Origin of the sequence: Enterococcus sp. DIV0574, from assembly GCF_051711125.1 — a bacterium.
In the GTDB taxonomy this organism is placed as follows: Bacteria; Bacillota; Bacilli; order Lactobacillales; family Enterococcaceae; genus Enterococcus_D; species Enterococcus_D gallinarum.
Window position 1 is genome coordinate 2048210 of record NZ_JBIOMA010000001.1, and the last position, 21126, is coordinate 2069335.

At 39.5% G+C, this 21126-nt stretch carries 19 protein-coding genes; 3 read left to right on the top strand and 16 right to left on the bottom strand.

Annotation, left to right across the window (positions count from 1 at the left end):
• Positions 1-263: 263 nt before the first annotated feature.
• The 11 genes from IGJ45_RS09920 to IGJ45_RS09970 form a co-directional block, all read right to left on the bottom strand.
• On the bottom strand, positions 264-482 hold the full coding sequence (locus tag IGJ45_RS09920) for a YneF family protein (RefSeq protein ID WP_029486708.1): 219 nt from the start codon (positions 480-482) through the stop codon (positions 264-266).
• Positions 483-589: 107 nt separating this feature from the next.
• Positions 590-1393, bottom strand: a complete 804-nt coding sequence (locus tag IGJ45_RS09925) for an ABC transporter permease (RefSeq protein ID WP_349703756.1) — start codon at positions 1391-1393, stop codon at positions 590-592.
• A 1-nt stretch (position 1394) separates the two neighbouring features.
• A complete protein-coding gene (locus tag IGJ45_RS09930; RefSeq protein ID WP_005471183.1) occupies positions 1395-2303 on the bottom strand; it encodes an ABC transporter ATP-binding protein in 909 nt (302 codons plus the stop codon).
• A 307-nt stretch (positions 2304-2610) separates the two neighbouring features.
• On the bottom strand, positions 2611-3027 hold the full coding sequence (locus IGJ45_RS09935) for a hypothetical protein (protein WP_349703757.1): 417 nt from the start codon (positions 3025-3027) through the stop codon (positions 2611-2613).
• 18 nt (positions 3028-3045) lie between these two features.
• Complete coding sequence (locus IGJ45_RS09940; RefSeq protein WP_438768674.1) at positions 3046-4164, bottom strand: helix-turn-helix domain-containing protein; 1119 nt, start codon at positions 4162-4164, stop codon at positions 3046-3048.
• 382 nt (positions 4165-4546) lie between these two features.
• On the bottom strand, positions 4547-5080 hold the full coding sequence (locus tag IGJ45_RS09945; RefSeq protein ID WP_349703759.1) for an adhesin: 534 nt from the start codon (positions 5078-5080) through the stop codon (positions 4547-4549).
• A gap of 311 nt (positions 5081-5391) precedes the next feature.
• Positions 5392-6693, bottom strand: a complete 1302-nt coding sequence (locus IGJ45_RS09950; protein ID WP_349703760.1) for an Ig-like domain-containing protein — start codon at positions 6691-6693, stop codon at positions 5392-5394.
• 187 nt (positions 6694-6880) lie between these two features.
• The gene (locus tag IGJ45_RS09955) at positions 6881-8965 is read right to left on the bottom strand and encodes an FtsX-like permease family protein (protein ID WP_003126251.1); all 2085 of its coding nucleotides are present in this window, start codon (positions 8963-8965) and stop codon (positions 6881-6883) included.
• Complete coding sequence (locus IGJ45_RS09960) at positions 8937-9710, bottom strand: ABC transporter ATP-binding protein (RefSeq protein WP_349703761.1); 774 nt, start codon at positions 9708-9710, stop codon at positions 8937-8939. The genes IGJ45_RS09955 and IGJ45_RS09960 overlap by 29 nt, the downstream gene beginning before the upstream one ends.
• Positions 9711-9800: 90 nt before the next feature.
• Complete coding sequence (locus tag IGJ45_RS09965) at positions 9801-10748, bottom strand: sensor histidine kinase (protein WP_003126249.1); 948 nt, start codon at positions 10746-10748, stop codon at positions 9801-9803.
• Positions 10745-11440 carry a response regulator transcription factor gene (locus tag IGJ45_RS09970; protein ID WP_003126248.1) on the bottom strand — a complete coding sequence of 232 codons (696 nt, stop codon included), beginning with the start codon at positions 11438-11440 and terminating at the stop codon, positions 10745-10747. The genes IGJ45_RS09965 and IGJ45_RS09970 overlap by 4 nt, the downstream gene beginning before the upstream one ends.
• A 158-nt stretch (positions 11441-11598) precedes the next feature.
• On the opposite strand from IGJ45_RS09970, the gene IGJ45_RS09975 reads away from it, so the two are divergent.
• A complete protein-coding gene (locus IGJ45_RS09975; RefSeq protein ID WP_103299697.1) occupies positions 11599-12216 on the top strand; it encodes an FMN-dependent NADH-azoreductase in 618 nt (205 codons plus the stop codon).
• 93 nt (positions 12217-12309) lie between these two features.
• Here IGJ45_RS09975 and IGJ45_RS09980 read toward each other — a convergent pair whose 3' ends face one another.
• The 4 genes from IGJ45_RS09980 to tyrS form a co-directional block, all read right to left on the bottom strand.
• Positions 12310-12681 (bottom strand): cytidine deaminase family protein, encoded by a 372-nt coding sequence (locus tag IGJ45_RS09980; protein WP_228074045.1) that lies wholly within the window; start codon positions 12679-12681, stop codon positions 12310-12312.
• Positions 12682-12786: 105 nt separating this feature from the next.
• Entirely contained in the window at positions 12787-13677 is an 891-nt protein-coding gene (locus IGJ45_RS09985) for a deoxyribonuclease IV (RefSeq protein ID WP_003126244.1), read from the bottom strand.
• A gap of 101 nt (positions 13678-13778) precedes the next feature.
• A complete protein-coding gene (locus IGJ45_RS09990) occupies positions 13779-14690 on the bottom strand; it encodes an AEC family transporter (protein ID WP_003126243.1) in 912 nt (303 codons plus the stop codon).
• Between the two features lie 89 nt (positions 14691-14779).
• Positions 14780-16042: a tyrosine--tRNA ligase gene (gene tyrS / locus IGJ45_RS09995; protein WP_123867033.1), complete on the bottom strand. Its 1263-nt coding sequence runs from the start codon at positions 16040-16042 to the stop codon at positions 14780-14782.
• Positions 16043-16235: 193 nt separating this feature from the next.
• Here tyrS and IGJ45_RS10000 point away from each other — a divergent pair, with 193 nt between their 5' ends.
• The gene (locus tag IGJ45_RS10000) at positions 16236-18695 is read left to right on the top strand and encodes a transglycosylase domain-containing protein (RefSeq protein WP_349703762.1); all 2460 of its coding nucleotides are present in this window, start codon (positions 16236-16238) and stop codon (positions 18693-18695) included.
• A 134-nt stretch (positions 18696-18829) separates the two neighbouring features.
• Here IGJ45_RS10000 and ccpA read toward each other — a convergent pair whose 3' ends face one another.
• Positions 18830-19828, bottom strand: a complete 999-nt coding sequence (gene ccpA, locus IGJ45_RS10005) for a catabolite control protein A (protein WP_060815299.1) — start codon at positions 19826-19828, stop codon at positions 18830-18832.
• 195 nt (positions 19829-20023) lie between these two features.
• Here ccpA and IGJ45_RS10010 point away from each other — a divergent pair, with 195 nt between their 5' ends.
• Positions 20024-21124 carry an aminopeptidase P family protein gene (locus IGJ45_RS10010; protein ID WP_252711421.1) on the top strand — a complete coding sequence of 367 codons (1101 nt, stop codon included), beginning with the start codon at positions 20024-20026 and terminating at the stop codon, positions 21122-21124.
• The last annotated feature ends 2 nt before the right edge of the window (positions 21125-21126 follow it).

The window sequence follows — 21126 nt, forward strand, 5'->3', positions numbered from 1 at the left end:
TATGTTTTGAATCATCGAAATTTTCGGACTATTTTGGCAATGACTGACCTTCCGATGTAGTTACACTTGGATTCCTCGTGAAACACGTTTTGTTACCTACCCATCGATAGGCACAATTCATTTGCTCATCTACACTTCGCTTACAGTTCTTCTAAGGGAAAATCACTAAGATGAACTTGCATGCCTCGCTGACGCGGTCAATCGCAGTGACTCGCAACAAAAAGCGAGCTGATGGGATCAGCCCGCTTTTTGTGCTAAAAAACCTATTTTTGGTTTTTCATCTGTTGCATCATTTGCCGAATCTTCTTCTCAGAAGGCTTTTGGCCCATTGACATCATCATCGAACGCAACATATCCTCATTAACGGGAGGATTTTTCTTCAGATAATCTTGCATATATTTACGCGCCAAAAAGAAGCCGCCGACAGCGCCTAATAATACCGCGATAACAGCGATCACGATTACAATTCCTAAACTAACCATTTGAAATCTCTCCTTTCTCTTGTACTCTCAATGAATCATTTTACTAGAAAAAAATACAAAAAGAAAGAGAGAAAGCAGGATTTCTCCAAAAACTTTCCCTCTATATATCAGCTTAATGCCACATCTCGTTTGTTGAACAACCAGTTTGTCAAAAAGTAGATCAATAAGCTGTATAACAAAAGTCCAATCGTCATTTCCCAATAATTCAAACCCGGATCAATTATTGCATTTTGCATATCCGTTTGATGCAATAATGTGGGAACCGTATCTTTGATATTCATAAAATTAAATGGATTCCACTTCAACCAAGGATATTTTTCTATCGCAAAAAGCATGATGGAGTTGATGATGCTGCTCCCGAACAACACAGCTACTCCTAATCCCACTGCCATACTTTGAGAGCGAATGACGGCAGAGATGAACAGAGTCATGGTCATATAAAATACAATCAACAGTAAATTCGTTGCTGCATAGACAAGAGCCACAACTATAGCTGGCAATTGATTATAATCCGTTGATGTGAAGGGAGATTCAGCTATCAAAAACAAATTGCTGGCAAGAAAACTGCTTAGAAATAAAACCAGTGTGCCAAGCAAAGCAAATAAGAGTGTGTTGATGGCTTTTGCGGCTAATATCTGACTTCTTGAAAATGGCCGAATCAACAAAAACTTGATGGTCCCTCGACTAAATTCTTCTGCTACCGCTGAAGCTGCCACAATAACAACAAATAAATTCAAAAATGACGTCATGTCGCTTAGAAAAATAAATAGATCGTTGGCTTTAGTATCAGGCGAGCCTAAGCGGACCACATAGGTGAGTCCGAATGTTAAAACCACCAAAAGTCCCAACATGATCCATGTGGACTTTTTTTTCGTGACTTTGATCCATTCATTTTTTATTAGTGTCCTCATTCTAGAGCCCTCCCTCTTCCGTCCAAGCCAAAAATGTTTCTTCCAACGAAGATTGCTGCAATTTCATTTCCTTTAAACCAATCCCTGCATTAACGAGGGCAGCAGCGATCTCAGAACGATTATCCGTTTCAAGTGAAATCTGTAATCCATCCGTCAAAGCAAGCCCATCGATTTGGAATTTAGTCTTCAAGACATTTAATGCTTCCTGATCGTCATCTGTTTTGATGATCAGTAGGCTTTTTTCTGCCTTCAAGGTATCCATCGCGACTTGATGGGTCACTTTCCCTTTTTGGACAACGATCAGATGATCTGCAATCTGTTCGATATCACTTAATTGGTGACTCGATACTAAAACAGAAACACCCTGTTCTCTTAACATGAGAATCATTTCCCGAAACTCTCTCATACCCTTTGGGTCAAGTCCATTCATTGGCTCATCTAATACTAAGAGAGTAGGACGATGGATTAATGCCTGTGCCACACCCAATCGTTGGCGCATCCCTAGTGAATACGTTTTGACTTTTTGATTGATATATTCTTCTAAATGAACTTGGCGAATCAAGTCATCCATCTCAACTGCCGTCATTTTTGTCTTCGCCATGCGCTGGTATTGCATCAAATTCTCGTAACCAGTCAGATAATTGTAGAACTCAGGATTTTCTACAATCGCTCCTACCGAGGCAATGGCTGCTTTAAAAGACGTTTCTAGGGAATTCCCCATGATCGTAATTGAGCCTTTATTGTGCTTCATTAAGCCAACGATCATTCGAATAATCGTCGTCTTACCCGCACCATTCGGTCCTAATAACCCGACCACTTGCCCTTGTTCCACTGAGAAAGAAGCATTATCAATGATTTGCTTGGTTCCAATCAGTTTCGATACATTTTTCAGTGTTAGTATTTCTGTCATTTCATCCCTACTTCCTATTCGCTATTTTTTTACTTTCATGATAATAGTTATTACTACCATCCCACTAGAGTATTAAAAAGTCAACAGGAAAAAGAATGATCTTTTCAATTTGGTCTTCTTACTTCCGAATGAACTTCAAAGAATACGAGCCAGCTTCATCAAATTGGGATTTTAAATTAATGACATGATTTAATAAAAAATAAACGTAGTAGAAATCAAATTGTCATTTAACAAATGAGGGAATTGGACTGAACATATAAATTTATAAAGAGGTGTTTTCTCCGAAATGTGAATAATTCACCTGCTGCTAGGAAAACTGATGGAAACTTAGGCTGTCAAAAACCTGTTTATGCTTTTCGCTCCGAATTTTATGAATCTTTTCTTTCAAACGTTCCCAGTCACTGCTGGTGGGCTGACCATTCCAATAAAAAATCTCCATTTGTTTGTTTGCCCCTAGCTGGCGATAGATTGGGTAATCACTGATTAGAATATCTGGTTCATCAACTGAAGGAACATGCTGGATTGCTCGATGGGAGGTGTTCAACAATCGATTTTTGATCCATAATTCTTGTGTCTTGCCAAATTTCGATTGAATAGAAAAAGTTACTGGACGCTCATATTTAATAAAGACTGTTCGAACGAGCATGCAGTATTGAAAGATAAGACGATCATTCTTCTTTGCAAACCCGACAAGTGGAGGGATTTCTCTTTTTATTGCGATCAAAAATCGTCTCATCGTTGGTTACATGACTGGGAAATAAGCTTCAAGCTCACTTTCCCGCGTTTGTTTTCCAAACCCATCTATTTTATGTTCTGTTCCAAAAACTGATGAGTAGGAATGAATCATGAGTAAGTTGACCAATAAATAATTTTTTTCTTTCGGAGTGAGTGCCAAATCAAAGTATGCAGACAGTTTGTCAATAATGATCTCCTCAGTCGAATACTGCTCATTATCAAACCAATCCTGATGGATTTCAGTCAGATCCTCTTCCAAATATGTATTCATTACTGCAAACATAAAATAAAGAAAACTGATTTCTTCGTCCGTGAGATCACTCACAGCGTAAACATTTGCCTGAAAAAAAGGTGCCAGTATGCATTCGGTGAACTTTCTTTTAGTCATCAATGGATGCTCGAAAGTCGTTATTTCATCAGGAATTTCTACGATAAAATGTTGCTGTTTGATTCGCTGCAATGAAATAGCCAGCAGAGATAAAAATTTATTGCAATCAATTTTTCGCATGTAAGGAGCGTGACGCTCAATTTGAGTAGCAATAGTTTGCTTGTCCCTTATCGTTGCTAAAAGATCTGAATCCGTTTCATCAAACAACTGCCAATACATGACATGATAAAAATAACGTATGTAGTACTCTTTTCCTTCAAGTGGATTTCCTTTTCTTAAACTGTATGATAAATGATAATTTGCTAACACTTGATTCAATTCAGTCAATTTTCTTTGAATCGTCCGTAAACTGCTATATGTCTCTTGGCTTAATTGCTCTAATGAGTGGTACTTTCCCTTAAACAACAAATCAAGAAAGGTAAATCCGACAGTTCTTTCCACCAAGATTGCATAAACTTTGCTTAGCAGAAATCTAGGTGAAAATTCTATCTTGATAGTTTTTGATTCTGATTGATAATTAACCGTATACTCAGAATATTGCTCCTGAAATAGTTCTACCTGTTGAATAACAGACAATAGCTTGCTAGTTTTATAGTTAAACACAGCCATCAGCTCTTTGGTTGAATAAGTTGTTTGATTCCTTTCATAACAATAGGTGAGAAACTGGTTGATTTGTTTTTCTGTTGTGTCAAATAATACATGAAACACTGATTGACCCTCGCTTAAATAGTTATTCAAACTTTGCCTTCATTTAAGTTTGATTTCATCTGGACAAGTAAAAAGATCTTACAATATTGTAAGTTAGTGAATGTTTTGCGATCATACCACTTCAAAGGAACGATTGTCAAACTACCCGTCAAAGTCTTTTATTAAAAAATATCAGCTCAACAAATCTTGCGATTTGTTGAGCCGAATAAATTGTAACTGTTCATTTCTGGGGAAGAAATTTCCAATCATTTTGCTTGTGCTGCCTTTTTGCGACAATCTCTCAAGAGAGTTTACATGCCAATCTGTCTATTCTTTATTTACTTCATTATCAGCAGCGACCGCTTTTTTATTTACAATATTAAATGAACTTCTTAAATGTCTTTTTCTGTTCTGAGTGTTTGTCCTGCCACAATTAATTTTCATCATTATTATCGTATGAGGAAAGACTATTGGGATTGCTCGTCTCCTTAAGTATACTAGTGTCAATGCTGGAACTCTCAGAAGAAGACGGTAGATCAACAATAATCCATTTACTTGGCTTTAAATTCTCTATAGTTGTAACGTCACCATCGTAAACAATCACTAAATCCACTTTGTTTTTACACTTGATCTCAGACATTGGTAAATCTCCACGAATTCTTAAAAAATTCTCAATACCGGAAACCCATTCTACATTCGTTAAAGTCGTTTCACCAATGACCTTATTCTCAGTACCCTTACCATCCCAACCATAAGTTAACACTGCTCGAACCGATTTGGCTGATCGTGTTTTATTCGGACGAATAGGTATCGTGATCCACTTTGACTGCTCATCATAAATGATACGGTTCGTTCGTAAAGTCAAAGATAGTTTACCGGGAGCTCGTTCATTTGCCAAACTATCTATTTTAAAGAAAACAATAAATAAAATAATAAAAAAAGCAATCAACAAGGGGATTTTATTCATTTGCCTCACTTCCTAAATCTATTTCAGGTTAACTTGATAATGAGATTATAGTAGTTTTTTTTAGGTAACCACGCGCCAAAAAAAAGACAGAATCAGGTGGAAATTGGCATTTTTCAGAAAACAACCAAAAAAGACTGACACAAGAAAGACAAAAAGTCGCAGTGAATTCTTCGAAAAATCCAGCAGCAAACTACCACTAACTAGATCAATATTTTGTCTCTTCTTATGTTCAGCCTTTTAAATCTGTAAGGATATTAGATTTGAAGCGATACATTCACACGTTCATCCAATCTCCAATTCATTTTTTCTTTTTATTTTCGTTTATAGATAACGTAAGAAATCAAAAGCATGCCCCCGAGAATCATCCATTTATCATTGGTCATTCCGGTTTGCGGTAATTGAGGATTCCCTCCATTCTTTGGCGGTGCCCCACTCTGACTTACTTTAGGAGCGGATAATGAAGAGTTGTCCACGCTATTACCGTTACTGTTGGAAGTCGCACTCTCGCTACTTGTGCTACTTGTTGTACTCTCACTGCTTGTGGTCGTACTTTCGCTACTTGTGCTACTTGTTGTACTTTCACTGCTTGTGGTCGTACTTTCGCTACTTGTGCTACTTGTTGTACTCTCACTGCTTGCGGTCGTGCTTTCGCTTGAAGTGCTCGTTTCTCCGGTACCACTGCCCCCGCCTCCATATTTCGGCGTGTAGCCAGTAGTTGTGTGGACTGCTGCTGAATCATTGATCAATGCTTGAATGGTTCCCTTGTTTGTATATTGCTCCAAAGACCCATCAGTTTCTGTTTTATAGGTGATATAGATTCTCTCACTCGTATCCCGCAAAGGAATTTCAAAAGTGCCGTCTGAATTAAGCATAATTGGGACTTGGTCAACATAAGTGGGATTAGTTACGCTTGGACCATACACCACTCGTGCCATGGTGCTGATCAATGCTTGATGGGGTCCAAGAGTATCAATGAATCTCCCATTTTTAATTGAAACCTTATTCGTATCATAAGAATTGATATAAATACGCCAATCAATCGTTCGTTTGGGTTCTTGTGTGCCTAGATACAGCCCTTGTTTCGTAAGTAATGCACCTGTTCCAGTATCCTCAACCCCTCGAATAAATAAAGGAATTGTCTTAATTCCATTAACTGTTTCAAAATCGAGTTGATTGATCTGATCGACAGTAATGTCTTCACTAAATTTTGTCCAAAAGTAAAAGTCTCCATGCACATTGTTGTTCTGCTCAACAAACTCAGTAAATACAAAAGTAAGCTGATTCCCAACTTGGGTGACATTTACTACTAAATGACCGTTCTCATCATACAGTTCATAGCTATTATTGACACCTTCAATCTCTACTGGGAGGATAATCGTCGCTTTGTCCCCGGCCTTTAAGTCACCTAATCCTTCGAGACTCCATTTGAGATCAATTTTGAAAGATTCGTCTTCATCTAAAGTCGTCACTTCTTGATTCTGACTATTGACAACGGATACGTCAGTGATTAAGTTTGCCCCCACATCCGTCTCTCCATATACGATTTCCATACCGGTAAAAATGGGGATAGTTAGCAACAGAGCAACAAGTACTTTTGCAATCTTTGAAAGCATGTGATCCCTCCCTGATAGTTAATAGGTCACCGCCAGTATAATTTACGGAAAATTCAGAAGCAAGTCATACGAACTGTGCGAGTTATATCACAAGGCAGGGCTTCACTTTCAAATTAATCATCTGCTTTTCACAGAAAAAAACCTATCACTCAAACAAAGCGATAGGTTTTGGAAAAAGACTGACTGATTATTCTGTTGGATCTGCATAGCGATCAATTTGTTGATTATAACGTAGTTGACAACAAATATAAAAAATAACTTGGAACAATAAGTAAATACCTACGATTTCACCATAGAACTGCCAAACGGGCAATTCAACTAATAAACGCAGTGCGGTCATCGCAACAGCAAAATGAATCATTGCCACGATAGTTGGCAAAAAATACATAACTTGTAGCTGATGACGCAGAATTTTATGCCGTTCTTTTGGTGAAACACCAAGCACATGCAAGGAGCGATGGTAAGCGCCGTCCTTGTCAAGATCCGCAAACAGGCGGAAATAGATGATTGATGCAGAGAAAATAAAGAAAACGGAGCCCAGTAAAACAGTGATCATTAAAATGAGACCATTGCCTTGACGTGTTTCCTGGAAAACTTTGTATTTTGATTGATAACCAATATGAGACGGAATGCCTTCAAGTGCTTTTGACCACTCTTCATCGGACATCTCGTTGACTTTGTCTGCTCCTAATTCATCGTAGATAGCGGATACTTTTTCATCTGTTTCTTTATTTTCTTGATCGATTTGCTGATTGATACCATCAATTAACGTAGGATCGTCTGCCCACTCGGGGTAATCTAACCAAACAAATCCTCCCGAATCTTCAGAATCACCAATTTCTTTTTGCCACTTCTCAAAAGTTTGATCAGTTACAACACCAAGGCCAAAATAGTTCAACGAAAGCATTGAGGGACTATGAACGATCGTCATATCTTGCTGAAAATCGCTATCTCCGCCAATTTCCAGCGGATACACATGTTGTCGTTGGCTTTGGTCAACCGACAACAGTTCTTTACGTCTTGAATAATTGCTGCTAAGTTCAAGCACTTGATCATCCATAACAGGTTCAGCTTTTTCTCCGATTTGGCTCATCAATTTGCGATAATCACTTTCTCGCATCAATGAAAATGCATTGTTCATGTAATATGGATCAGTAGCAATCGCTGGATTTTCAAGATTTGTGTAGGTCTCAATGAGATCCACTTGTTCCATAACCGGATGATAGCCTTGCGCTTCCAATTTTTCTTTCACTTCAAAAGCCTTCGTTTTACCTATTTCATCTTTTTCGTATTCCGAAAAAACATACGCTACACTAATTCCTTGAATCGAAGAAAACGAAGTGTTGCCAATCGCCATCATTACTGCTATTCCTACAAAAGCCACTGATGTACTAATGGCGATCAGACTGTACATTGCCGCATTGTCCCGCATACGAAAAATCCATTCACTAATCGTTAACAAGCGTGTTCCTTGTAAAAAAGAAGGACTTCTTTTAAGTTGTTTCAATAAGTAAACACTAAACTGATAGAAGGACAAGATCGTGCCTGCTACCGTCAACAAAACGCCTAATAAAAGAATCAAAAAACCGTCAGCTTTGAAAGAAAAATAAAACACACATCCGTAGCCGACAAAGAGCAAAAGCACCCCAAGGAATGCATAGATCCGACGACTCACAGGCTCCGGCCTGGGCTTCTCGTTTTCTTTGATCAATGATATGATCTTTTCCCCTTGTAAAGCACGCGTACTAAAAAATGAGATCAGCAGGAACATCAAAAGATACACGCCGATTGTTAATCCCAAACTAGTCAATGGAACCATAAAAGACAATCCGCGATTGAGATGCATCACATTCTGAGCAACAAGCAATAATAGCTTTGTTCCCAAAATTCCTAAGCCAACCCCTAGAAAGGTGGCCAGCGATCCTAGTAGCGCATTTTCAATAAATAGAATCCTTCGCAAATCCTTCTCTTCAATCCCTAAAATGAGATAGATCGCGAGATCGCGTTTGCGACGTTTTAAGAAAACAACAAAGGTGTACCAAAGAAACATCAAAGATAAAAATGCAATTACTACTAAAGCAACCGCTAATCCCATCTTAGCTAGACTGGAAATGGTATCGCTCGCTGACAAGTTTTCTTTTAGTTGCGGATGGAACAAAAGCAGACTAAATATATAAAAAACCATGGCAGCAAATGTACTGCTTACGAAATAAGCAGCATAGGTGCGGAAGTTACCTCTTAAATTACGAATGATCAACTGTCTGAAATTCATGACGGCGACCTCCTAGATGTGCAAGAACATCAAGAATTTTTTGGTAAAATTGTTGCTGATCACTTCCGCGATAGGCCTCATTGTAAAGTTTGCCGTCTTTGATGAAAACAACACGATCAGAGAAACTTGCGGAATAGGGATCATGGGTAACCATCATCGTTGTCACTTGTCGCTGTTTGTTCATTCGGCTCAAAATTTCCATGACATCACGGGCTGCTTTAGAATCTAGATTACCTGTCGGCTCATCCGCAAGCAACAGTTCTGGCTGATGTATCAGCGCTCGAGCAATCGCAACACGCTGCTGTTCTCCACCGGACAACTGATAGATCCGTTTTTTTCTTTTGTCATTGATTCCTAACTCTGTCAAAAGCGCTTCACAGCGCCGTTTCATCTCATCAACCGGTACTCGATCCAATGTTAAGGGCAGCATAACATTCTCTACCACATTTAGCGGAGACAATAAGTTATAATTTTGAAACACGAAACCTAACTGTCGGCGTCTAAACTCAGCAAGCTGTTGTTTTGGCAATGTCAGCGGTTGGGCGCCATTGATGATGACCGAGCCGGATGTTGGTTGATCCAGAGTCGCAACTAAATTCAGCATGGTGGTTTTACCACTGCCAGAAGGACCCATAATGCTAATAAATTCTCCGGCAGGCACTTTGAGATCAATTTGTTTCAACACTTCCACAGATACTTCACCAGTATACGTTTTAGTGATATTTTTCAACTCTAGTAAAGCCATAGCACTCACTCCTTTGCTGTCAGTGTAACAGGTTTTCTGAAACAAACTTATCGATTGTTTGAAAGATAACTTACAATTTTGTAAGTTTCGTTAGCTCTCGGGAAATTTTAATTGCAGGACAGTCCCTTGACCGACTTCAGAAGCAATCGTAACCGTAATCGAGAGTTTTTGACTAATGAGAGAGACTAAATAGAGTCCCATACCGGTAGCTTCTCCCCGCTGCCGTCCATTGTCACCGGTATAAAAAGGTCGGAACACCCGTGGCAAATCTGCCGCTGAAATGCCACAACCTGTATCTGTAATCGTCAGACTTCTGTTCGCATCATCTAATGCAAAAGTGACTGTTGCTTTCGGATTCGAGTATTTAATGGCATTACTGATCAATTGAAAAAGTAGAATCTGCAACCATTTTTTGTCTGTTGTTATCCAAAAATCAGTCTCATCCTTAATTTTCGGATAAATTTCATGCCGGATGAAATTGCGCTTCTGTTCACCGATGCTTTGCTTGATCAATGCTAATAAGGAGGTTGATTCAATCAAAAAGTCTTCTTCAAAATCTTCCAGACGAACAAAATTCAATGCTGTGGCTAATCCGCTTTTCAAACGATCCGTCTCTGCTAAAAGATCGTAAGGGTCAATTTGACTACTCTCTGCCATCAGTTCTAGGACTGAGACTGGTGTTTTCATTTGATGGACCCAGATATTCATAAATTTGATATGGGTTTGATGATGGGCATCAATCGCTGCTAGTTGCTCTTGTACATGATGATGGTCGTCATCTAAAAGCTTTTTGACTCTTCTAGCTAAGTAACCAGCGCTTCTTCCAGATAATCCTGTTTTTAGATAGTGGTAGAAACTGCGATTGGCGAGATAATCAATCGTGAAAACTCCTATCGCTAACAAGCCCACTAATAGTAAGCCATAGCCGATCACAAAACCATTGCGATACCCATCTAACCAAACGAGCAAAAGGATCAAAGCAATCGACATCCCAAATAAAGCAATTGCTGGTAATTGAACTTTCAAGTATTCTTTCATTCTGGTCTCCCTGCAATAAAAAGAGCATAACCCTTTCCACGAATCGTTTGGATTGGTTCATCAAGACCGAGACTTACCATTTTTTTTCGCAGACGACCAACATTTACTGACAATGTGTTATCATCTACAAAACGTTCATCGTCCCATAATTTATTCAAGATCTGTTCTCTGGAGACCATTTCTGGATAAGCCATCATTAATAAAGTAAGCAATTCTCCTTCACGAACAGTTAACACTTCTTCCTTTTCTAGATAATTCATCTTTAAAGCCTCAGGATAATAAATCAATTCCCCAGCTTTTAGTTGGCGAGCACGATTGCTCTGTGCATAGTCTCCATATACTCGCCGAATATGACTTTTTATTTTTGCTAAGAGTAATTCATAAGAAAACGGTTTGATCAGAAAATCATCTGCTCCATACTCAAGTGCCATCACTTGATCCATATTACCGTCACGAGCCGAAATAAACAAAATGGGTACCAAGGATTGCTCGCGGATTTTTTGACACCAATAAAAACCATCAAAAAAAGGTAAATTAACATCTAACAAAACCAAATCTGGCTCTATTCTATGAAATTCTTCCAAGATCTTTTCGAAATCCTGCGGAATAAAGGTCTCGAAGGCATAGCGAGACAGCTGACTTTCAATCATTTTGACTAATGACTTGTCATCTTCAATTAGAAATATTTTCACAGTGCACCTCCTGAAGTACTTCTAGTTTACCAAAAGCAACGGATCACTTCCTTAAAAAAATCAGAAAAAGATTGTCTACTTATTTATTGTAAGCAAAATGATTTTATAGTATACTATTTCTCGTGACATGTTAAATATATCTAAAAGGTGGAAAATTGATGAAAAATGTTTTAGTTGTAAAAGCAAATAACCGTCCTGACGGAGTATCTGCAAAAATGTTCGATACTTTTGTAGAAAATCTAGATCGAACAGCAGTAGATGTAGTTACTTTTGATGTTTACGCACAACCAATGCCTTATATCGGACAAACATTGTTCGAAGCATTCGGAAAATTAGCACAAGAACAAGAATTAAACCAAGAAGAACAAGAATTGATGACCGTCCGTCAAGATGTCATGAATAAATTTGCAGCAGCAGATACGATTGTCTTTGCATTTCCTATGTGGAACTTGACGATTCCTGCGGCATTGCACACATTTATCGATTATATTTTCCAAGCCGGTTTCACTTTCTCCTACAATGAAGATGGATCTATGAACCAATTATTGAAAGACAAAGAAGTTGTCTTGTTAAATGCTCGTGGCGGTGTTTACTCAGGTGAAATGAGCGGTATGGAAAGTGCTGTTACATTTATGGAAAAAGTATTTGGTGGTATGTTTGGCATGACGATCAGCGATGAAGTAATCATTGAAGGTCACAATGCAGACCCTTCAAAAACAGAAGAAATCATTGCAGCCGGCCTAGAAAAAGTGGCAGAAGCAGCAAAAAAATTCTAATAAAAAATTAAAAATCTCAGGAATGATAAGCGAACCAACAATGCGAACTAGCAGTTATGGGACAGCTTTATTCCTGAGATTTTTTTATTACTGTTAAACAAGACCGTCTTTCCAATCAAGTGGTAAAAGCTGAGCAAGCGGCAGACTGCCCGCCTTCGTCAAGACTTGCGCAGAAAGATTGTCTTCAGACAGCTGACTGAGAAACTCGCGGCAACGACCACAAGGTGAGATCGGATGCCCCTGCCAGTCCACAGCCACAACTTTTGCAATATGATGTTCTCCCGCAGTGATCATAGCTGCTGCAGCGGCATGTTCTGCACAAAAACCCATAGAACAACTAGTGTCAATGCACACTCCAGTAAAAACGTTCCCTTCTCTGGTAAGGATGGCTGCTGCAACACCGCCGGATTCTGCCCAGGGAGACAGTTTTCTTGGTGCAATCTTCGCTTGGGCGAAAGTAATCAATTCATCAAACTCCATCTATTCCTCCTGCTAAACCCATTCTTTCTTTAATAATCGAAACAGTTCCAAACTAGGTTAGACTTTTTTTACGCCATAGGATAATGTGGTTCATTGCTCCATGATCTTAGTCAACAAGTCTGGATCAAACGTTTGTTGCTGCAGCATGGCGATTTCAAAACCATAAGGAGCTTTTTTATTCTTTTTGTCTTCTCCAACATAAGGGGTTTCTAAAATTTTAGGGAGTTGTTTCAATTGTTCATGATGGACGATTTTATTCAATGCTTCAAAACCAATCGTTCCAAAACCAATATTCGCATGCCGATCTTTATGGCTGCCTTGGGGATTTTTGGAATCATTGACATGGATTACTTTTAAACGTTCCAGTCCAATGACCTTATCAAACTCATTTAAGACACCATCAAAATCTTCTTTGACGTTATATCCAGCATCATTGGTGTGGCAAGTATCAAACGTCACCGAAAGCTTCTCATTCAGCGTAACACCATCAATAATTGCAGCAATTTCTTCAAAACTGCGTCCGATTTCCGTTCCTTTACCAGCCATCGTTTCTAAAGCAATCTGAGCCGTTTGCCCTTTTTCCAAGACTTCGTTCAATCCTTTGATGATTTGCTTGATACCTGCTTCTGGCCCTGCACCAACGTGAGCTCCTGGATGCAATGTGATTTGCGTTGCGCCCAATGCCTGTGCTCGTTGAATCTCCGCTTGTAAAAACGACACCGCAAAGCCAAAATTTTCTGGTTTGATGGTATTTCCCAAATTAATGATATAAGGTGCGTGGACAACAATATTCGAAATGCCTGCTTTCGTCATGAAATCTTGTCCAGCAGCAATATTCATCTCTTCAATTTTCTTACGACGGGTATTTTGTGGAGCCCCCGTATAAATCATAAAGGTAGTTGCTTGATAGCTTGCTGCTTCCTCTGCCGCTCCCAGCAACATTTTTTTCCCACTCATGGAAACATGTGATCCAATTAACATTGATTGTCTTCCTCCTAAAAATAAGTCTTGTCTATTATGCGAAAAAACATTCATTCACGCTAGTTTTTTGCTTGCCGTTTTCTTTGACTTTATCCACTATATTAAGCCAATCCAAATAAAATCAGTACGAGTGTCATGAGAGGCAAACTAATCAAGAAACTGATAGAAGACACAAAGCCGACTGCCTCTTCCTCCATACCTGCCAATACAGAATTGATCACACCGAATAAAGGAATTGGAGCAAATACCAGTAAACACAACACGGGCTTCAAAAAAGCGGGAAGAGGTAAAAAGAAAAAGCAGAGAAATAATAGCAAACCGATTCCATAACGCAAACTCAAAATCTTTCCTACCGTTGCAGCAGCATGTTTCGGTAAACGAAAATCTAAAAACAAACCAATCATGAACATCGATAGAAAGGTATTGGCATTACCGATAGGTTGGACTAGCTGGATCACCCCTTGCGGTAATGAGAGCCCAAAGCTGCGAATCAGCAACATGAATAAATAGCAAGTAAAGGTTGGCGATCGTAATAAATTAAGAATGATTTTTCCTGGCTCAAAAACTGTCCGTTTCCCGATTAGATACTCAATCAAAATGGTGGTGCCTCCTGCCAACATAATACTGTTACCCATATCAAACAATGAAATCAAGGGGATTCCTAATGGATAAAAACTTTGTGCAAAAGGAATCGCGAAATTTCCGATATTGAATCCGGAGCCACAATACATCGAAAACTGACGTAACACATCATTCTCTTTTTTGGTTAGGAAAAAGGCAGTCATAATCTGCACGAACGTGATGATTACCGCAATTAAAATTAATGCCAGTGCGTCCATTTGGATCTGCATATCGGCAAGATTAAGAATGATTGCTGCTGGCAGAGTGACATTGAGGATCATCCGAGACAGAATAGATCCATCCGCTTTTGATAGGACCTTTAGCTGTTTAAGAAAATACCCCAAAAAGATCATTGCAAAGAGACCAGCGGCATTCAAAAATAATTGTCCCATAAACGATCTGTTTCCTCCTCTATTGATTTGAAAAAAAGCGAACCCACTCAGCGGTTCGCTTTTTACTCATTTCACTCTCTAGCAACTGGCTAAAATGTCAACAAGAAATATTTTTTCTTCCCACGGCGAATAACAACATATTTGCCGCCGATACGGTCTTCTTCGTTGATCACGTAATTTAAGTCTTGTTGGCGTTCGCCATTCACATAGATTGCCCCGTTTTGGATATCTTCCCGGGCTTGTCGTTTCGATGCTTCGATTTTCGAAGTAGTCAACAATTCTACAATGTTTAACTCATCATCATTCGAGACTTGATAGGTTGGGACCCCTTTGAATCCTTGTGCAATTTCGTCAGCAGACAGTCCTTTGATATCCCCATTGAACAAGCTTTCAGAAATATGAACAGCTTGCTCATATGCTTTTGCACCATGAACTAATGTGGTCACTTCTTTGGCCAACGCTTTTTGGGCAACTCGTGTTTCTGGTGCAGCTAAGAATTCTTTTTCAATTGCTGCAATTTCTTCAAGGGATAAGAAAGTGAAGTATTTCAAGAATTTCACAGCGTCACGGTCATCCGTATTGATCCAAAACTGATAAAATTCGTAAGGTGTTGTTTTGTCGGCATCTAGCCAAACTGCATTCCCCTCAGTTTTACCAAACTTGGTACCATCTGCCTTAGTAATCAAAGGCATCGTCAAACCAAACCCTTGGACTTCTCGTTCGCGACGTAGCAGTTCAATTCCTGACGTGATATTTCCCCACTGGTCACTGCCTCCAAGTTGCAATAGACAGCCATGTTCATCATAAAGATTTAGGAAGTCATAGGCTTGCAGCAATTGGTAAGCAAATTCGGTATAAGAAATTCCCGTTTCAATGCGGCGTTTTACGCTTTCTTTGCTCATCATGTAGTTGATGGTAAAGTTCTTCCCCACATCACGTAGGAAATCGATCAATTTTAATTCGCCTAACCAGTCATAATTATTGGCTAAAATTGCTGGATTCGTTTGATCCTCAAAGTCAATAAAACGAGACAATTGATTTTTGATACTTTGAGACCATTCCTTGACGGTATCTAATGTATTTAATTGCCGTTCTTGGTCCTTGAAAGATGGATCCCCAATCATCCCTGTTCCTCCGCCTACTAATGCAATAGGAACATGCCCTCGTTGTTGGAAACGGCGCAGCATCAAGATCGGTAAAAGATGGCCAATGTGCAAACTATCAGCGGTTGGATCAAACCCAATATATAGTTTCACAGACTCTTCGTTTAATTGTTTGATCAATGCACTTTCGTCAGTAGTCTGATGAACCAGACCACGACTTTTTAATTCTTCAAAAAAGTCTGAACTCATTTTTTTTCCTCCTAAATCATTACTCACTGTTCATATTAACTGAAAATCCGCCTAAAGAAAAGCCTTAATCCCATTTTGGATCAATCCCGTATTTGTTATAATTTGATTGTGATAACGAGCAAAACTATCCAAGTGCGTTGATTTTTGCTATAATACAACGGAATCTATTCTAATATCATTGAGGTGACCATTTTTGCCCCAAAATAAGAAAAAACAACCAAAATCTCCAAGTACGAAAAAGAGCTGGTTTTATTTCAATATCAGCTTGCGCGTGCTCCATTCGCTCTTTTTAGTCGCAATTTCCTTTTTGATTCTGGGCGGTTCACTCGCACTAGGTATCGGTGTTGGCTATTTTGCATTTTTAGTAGAAGATACCGCTGCCCCGTCAAAAGAAGAACTGCAGCAAGAATTAACCGACATCACAGAGACTTCACAGCTAGCTTATGCGGATGGTAGTAAAATCGCCACGATTCGATCAGATCTGATGCGTACATCGGTTTCTTCAGATAAAATTTCTGATTATCTCAAAAAAGCGATCATTGCAACAGAAGACGAATATTTCAATCAGCATAATGGCGTCGTTCCTAAAGCGGTCGTCCGTGCCCTCCTCTCTGAAGCAACTGGCTTTGGTGGTGGCGGTGGATCGACATTAACTCAGCAATTAGTCAAACAGCAAATTCTCTCAAGCGAAACTACTTTTAAACGCAAAGCAAATGAGATTCTCTTGGCGATGGAAGTCGAAAAGTTTTTCTCTAAAGATGAGATAGTCACAATGTACTTAAATATTTCACCATTTGGTAGAAATAATAAAGGGCAAAATATTGCCGGCGTGCAAGAAGCGGCCCAAGGAATATTTGGCGTCAATGCTGCCGATCTTACACTGCCCCAAGCTGCTTTTATTGCTGGATTGCCACAAAGCCCGATCGTCTATAGTCCGTACACGAATACTGGTGAAATCAAAGAAAATCTCAGTGCCGGTTTAGATCGAAAAGACTTCGTCCTCTTTAGTATGTATCGTAATCATGACATCTCAAAAAAAGAATACGACGAAGCAATGGCTTATGATTTGAAACAAGACTTCAAAAAACAAGAAGCCATTGAGCAGACCGATCAGAGTTTCCTCTATTATACGGTTCTCAATGAAGCCAAAGATATCATCGCTAAACAATTGGCGGACGAAGATAAAGTTAGCGCAGAAGAATACAGTAAAGAAGAAACCTATCAGAAATATTTAGAATTAGCACAACAAAAATTAGTCAATGGTGGTTACACAGTTACCTCTACCATTGATAAAAACATCTATAATGCCATGCAAGACGCTGTGTCCAAATATGGCTATATGCTGGATAACTGGGGCGATGCGCCCATTGAAGTTGGGAATGTCATGATGGATAATGCAACAGGCCGTGTGCTTGGGTTCATTGGTGGTCGCGATTATCAGCAAAATCAATTCAATCATGCGTTCGATGCCCAAAGACAAGCTGGATCAAGTATTAAGCCAATGCTCGTTTACGGTCCTGCCATCGATGAAGGCTTGATGGGTTCTGAATCAATGGTCTCTGATTACGCAGCTAAATGGCGCACTGGTGAAAATGCGGATGAACCAATCGTTAACGCGACAAATAAGGGAACCAATACCTTTATGTCGATTCGAGAATCATTAGAAGTCTCTAGTAATATCGCTGCGACAAACATTTTTCAAGACATTTGGGAGCAAGAAGGTGACCCATTCTTCTCTTATAAGAATTATTTGAGCAAGATGAACTATCCTGAAGACAATAGTTGGGCTTATGAGTCTGCTCCTTTAGGAGTCACCAACGTAACTGTTTTAACTCAGACCAATGGATTCCAAACGTTAGCAAACAAAGGCGTTTACCAGGAAGGTTATGTGATCGAATCGATCAAGAACAATGAAGGCGAAGTCTTGTATCAGCATGAACAAAAACCAGTTCAAGTCTTCTCTGAAGCAACAGCATCAATCATGAATGACATGATGCGCAGTGTAATTGACGAACAAAAGACGTCTAACTTTAAATCCGTTGTTAGTGGTCTGGATTGGAACCTTGGAAATGCCGATTGGGTCGGTAAAACAGGTTCGACAAACAATTGGTCCGATTCTTGGCTCGTGGTCTCAACTCCTTCCATTACCATCAGTAGCTGGTCTGGTCGTGATGACAACAAAGCCACCGATAGTAGTGCCGGAACACGTACCGCTCAATACATGGCTTATTTGATCAATCGCATTTATCAATCCGACCAGAAGGTCTTTGGAGTGGATAAAAAATTCGAGTTATCCGATGATGTCAAAAAGATCAAAGTGTCTAAGGCTACAGGAACACTTCCAGGCGGCACGGTCACAGTAGATAACACAAGAAGAACCAATCCAAGCGACACAGTCACTTCGTATTGGACAAAAAGCGGTCCCAAAGAAGCATCCTTTGAATTTGGGATTGGCGGATCGAATGCCAATTATGCAGATTATTGGAAGAAAATCGCCCCTAGCCGAACAACAACATCTACTTCTACCAATACAGCCACGAACAATGGCTCTAGAAGTACCAATAAAGAAGAAAACGCCACGAACAATAACAATAATCAAAAAGAAGCAGAAAAAACGGAAGAAAAGAAAAACGAGCAGAAAGAGGATGACTGATTACGTCATCACAGTCATTTGCCAAAATCTGTTTTACCTGAAGAACGGGAAGCACATCGTTGCTCCTGTTCTTTTTTATATCTATATGTAAATAAAAAAACCGCTCCTAAGAACGGTTTCTTCTTTTTTCTCACTTATTTCGTTGAACTCTTTTCAGAGATACCATATGGTAAAACAATTGTTTTTTGTTCTACTTCTTCTTTGTTCATCATTTTCGTTAGTAAACGCATCGCTACAGCACCCATGTCATATAAAGGCTGTGTCACGCTAGATAAACGTGGACGGGCAGCTTCTGCCAATAAAGAATTGTTGCTTGTAATGATTTCAAATTCTTCAGGTACTTTGACACCTCGGTCAATCAAACCGTCTAGAACACCGATAGCAAGTTCATCGTCTGTTACATATGCCGCTGTCGCTCCACTGTTCATGATTCGTTCAACTAATGCCAAGCCTTCTTTAAAGCTATAAGGCGCTTCAAAAATCAAGCCTTCTGAATAGTCTAAGTTGTTTTCTTTTAACGCTTCTTTATACCCTTTCAACCGGTTTTGACCGTTGATTGGATCAATCAATGCACCGCTGACAAAAGCGATCTTTTGATTGTTTTTGGCTAGTAAACTTACTGCATCTTTCGTAGCTGCTGTATAATCAATGTTCACGCTCCCCACTTGTTCATCGGGATCGATTGAGCCAGCAAGTACCACTGGTGTTTTTGAACGCGAAAATTCGCCACGGATTTCATCAGTGATCCGATGACCCATGAAAATCACACCGTCTACTTGTTTTGCCAAAAGATTGTTCAGTACGTTTACTTCCTTCATACTATCGCCATCGGAATTCGCCAAGATAATGTTGTATTTGTACATCGTTGCTACGTCATCGATCCCACGAGCCAATGAAGAAAAGAACATATTGCTGACATCGGGAATGATTACACCGACTGTAGTTGTTTTTTTGCTAGCCAATCCTCGTGCAACAGCATTTGGACGATAATCTAAGCGGTCAATGACTTCCAGAACCTTCTTACGTGTCGCTGGCTTAACATTTGGATTGCCGTTCACGACACGAGAAACCGTCGCCATCGAAACATTTGCCTCACGAGCAACATCATAAATCGTAATTGTTTGTTTTTCCATGATATATCTCCCTTTATTCTGTTTTCAGAAAATCTTATTTACATTTCTTTGATAGAATAGCAAATTTTTTGCGAATATGCAACCGTTTTAATTCCGCTTTCATGAAAACTTAGTCAATTTTACATATTTACGGACAAGCATTCTCCAGTAAAGCGTGCTAAAATGGAGAAAGAATACTTGAAAGAAGGTTTTTTCATGAATAAAGAAAAAATACAAGAAATGACAACGTGGTTAGCCAACAATCAAGCTGAGGTCGCTTATATCTCAAATCCTTCAACGATTGCCTATTTTTCAGGTTTCAAGAGTGAACCTCATGAACGCGTATTAGCACTCTTTCTTTCACCTGATAAAGACCCTTTCCTATTTACACCAGCTTTAGAAGTTGAAGAAGCTAAAAATAGTGGCTGGCCCTACGATGTGATTGGTTATTTAGATAGTGAAGATCCTTGGAAAAAAATCTGTTCAGAGCTAGAATCTCGTTATCACCTCAAACGATTAGCACTAGAAAAGAATGATTTGACTGTTGAACGTTTCGAAGCATTGAATGGTTTCCTTCCAGGAACTGATTTTTCACTTGATATCACTCCTGTGATCCAGAAAATGCAATTAACCAAAACAGCAGCGGAAATCGACACATTGCTTGAAGCAGGTAATTGGGCAGACGTCGCTTTTGAGATTGGTTTTTCTGCTGTCAAAGAAGGTATTTCTGAAATGGAGATCGTTGCAGAGATTGAATATCAACTCAAAAAACGCGGCGTTTCCCACATGTCCTTTGATACGACGGTCTTAGCAGGTGCCAATGCTGCAAGCCCTCATGGGGTTCCAGGTAAACAACAAATCAAACCAAATGAACTAGTTCTCTTCGACCTAGGTGTGATCTGGAATGGCTATTGCAGCGACGCAACGCGTACCATTGCCTATCACGAGCCGACTGAATTGCAACGAAATATCTATGATATCGTCCTTGAAGCGGAACTGACTGCCCAAGCAGCTGTTAGACCAGGCATTACTGCGGGTCAACTGGATGAAATTGCTCGTGGGGTCATCGAAAGTCATGGATACGGTGAATACTTCAATCATCGATTGGGTCACGGGATCGGCACAACGGTTCATGAATTTCCATCATTGATTACCGGGAATGATTTGGTGATTGAAGAAGGCATGTGTTTTTCCATCGAACCTGGGATTTACATTCCTGAACAAGTCGGTGTTCGTATCGAAGATTGTATCTATGTTACTGAAACTGGTTGTGTGCCGTTTACAAAAACTGCAAAAGAGCTACTAGTATTGAATTAAAA

Excerpts from the sequence above, each read along its gene's own strand:
- IGJ45_RS09920 (WP_029486708.1), bottom strand. The coding sequence starts at position 482 with ATGGTTAGTTTAGGAATTGTAATCGTGATCGCTGTTATCGCGGTATTA.
- IGJ45_RS09925 (WP_349703756.1), bottom strand. The coding sequence starts at position 1,393 with ATGAGGACACTAATAAAAAATGAATGGATCAAAGTCACGAAAAAAAAG.
- IGJ45_RS09930 (WP_005471183.1), bottom strand. The coding sequence starts at position 2,303 with ATGACAGAAATACTAACACTGAAAAATGTATCGAAACTGATTGGAACC.
- IGJ45_RS09945 (WP_349703759.1), bottom strand. The coding sequence starts at position 5,080 with ATGAATAAAATCCCCTTGTTGATTGCTTTTTTTATTATTTTATTTATT.
- IGJ45_RS09950 (WP_349703760.1), bottom strand. The coding sequence starts at position 6,693 with ATGCTTTCAAAGATTGCAAAAGTACTTGTTGCTCTGTTGCTAACTATC.
- IGJ45_RS09955 (WP_003126251.1), bottom strand. The coding sequence starts at position 8,965 with ATGAATTTCAGACAGTTGATCATTCGTAATTTAAGAGGTAACTTCCGC.
- IGJ45_RS09960 (WP_349703761.1), bottom strand. The coding sequence starts at position 9,710 with ATGGCTTTACTAGAGTTGAAAAATATCACTAAAACGTATACTGGTGAA.
- IGJ45_RS09965 (WP_003126249.1), bottom strand. The coding sequence starts at position 10,748 with ATGAAAGAATACTTGAAAGTTCAATTACCAGCAATTGCTTTATTTGGG.
- IGJ45_RS09975 (WP_103299697.1), top strand. The coding sequence starts at position 11,599 with ATGAAAAATGTTTTAGTTGTAAAAGCAAATAACCGTCCTGACGGAGTA.
- IGJ45_RS09985 (WP_003126244.1), bottom strand. The coding sequence starts at position 13,677 with ATGTTAATTGGATCACATGTTTCCATGAGTGGGAAAAAAATGTTGCTG.
- IGJ45_RS09990 (WP_003126243.1), bottom strand. The coding sequence starts at position 14,690 with ATGGGACAATTATTTTTGAATGCCGCTGGTCTCTTTGCAATGATCTTT.
- tyrS (WP_123867033.1), bottom strand. The coding sequence starts at position 16,042 with ATGAGTTCAGACTTTTTTGAAGAATTAAAAAGTCGTGGTCTGGTTCAT.
- ccpA (WP_060815299.1), bottom strand. The coding sequence starts at position 19,828 with ATGGAAAAACAAACAATTACGATTTATGATGTTGCTCGTGAGGCAAAT.
- IGJ45_RS10010 (WP_252711421.1), top strand. The coding sequence starts at position 20,024 with ATGAATAAAGAAAAAATACAAGAAATGACAACGTGGTTAGCCAACAAT.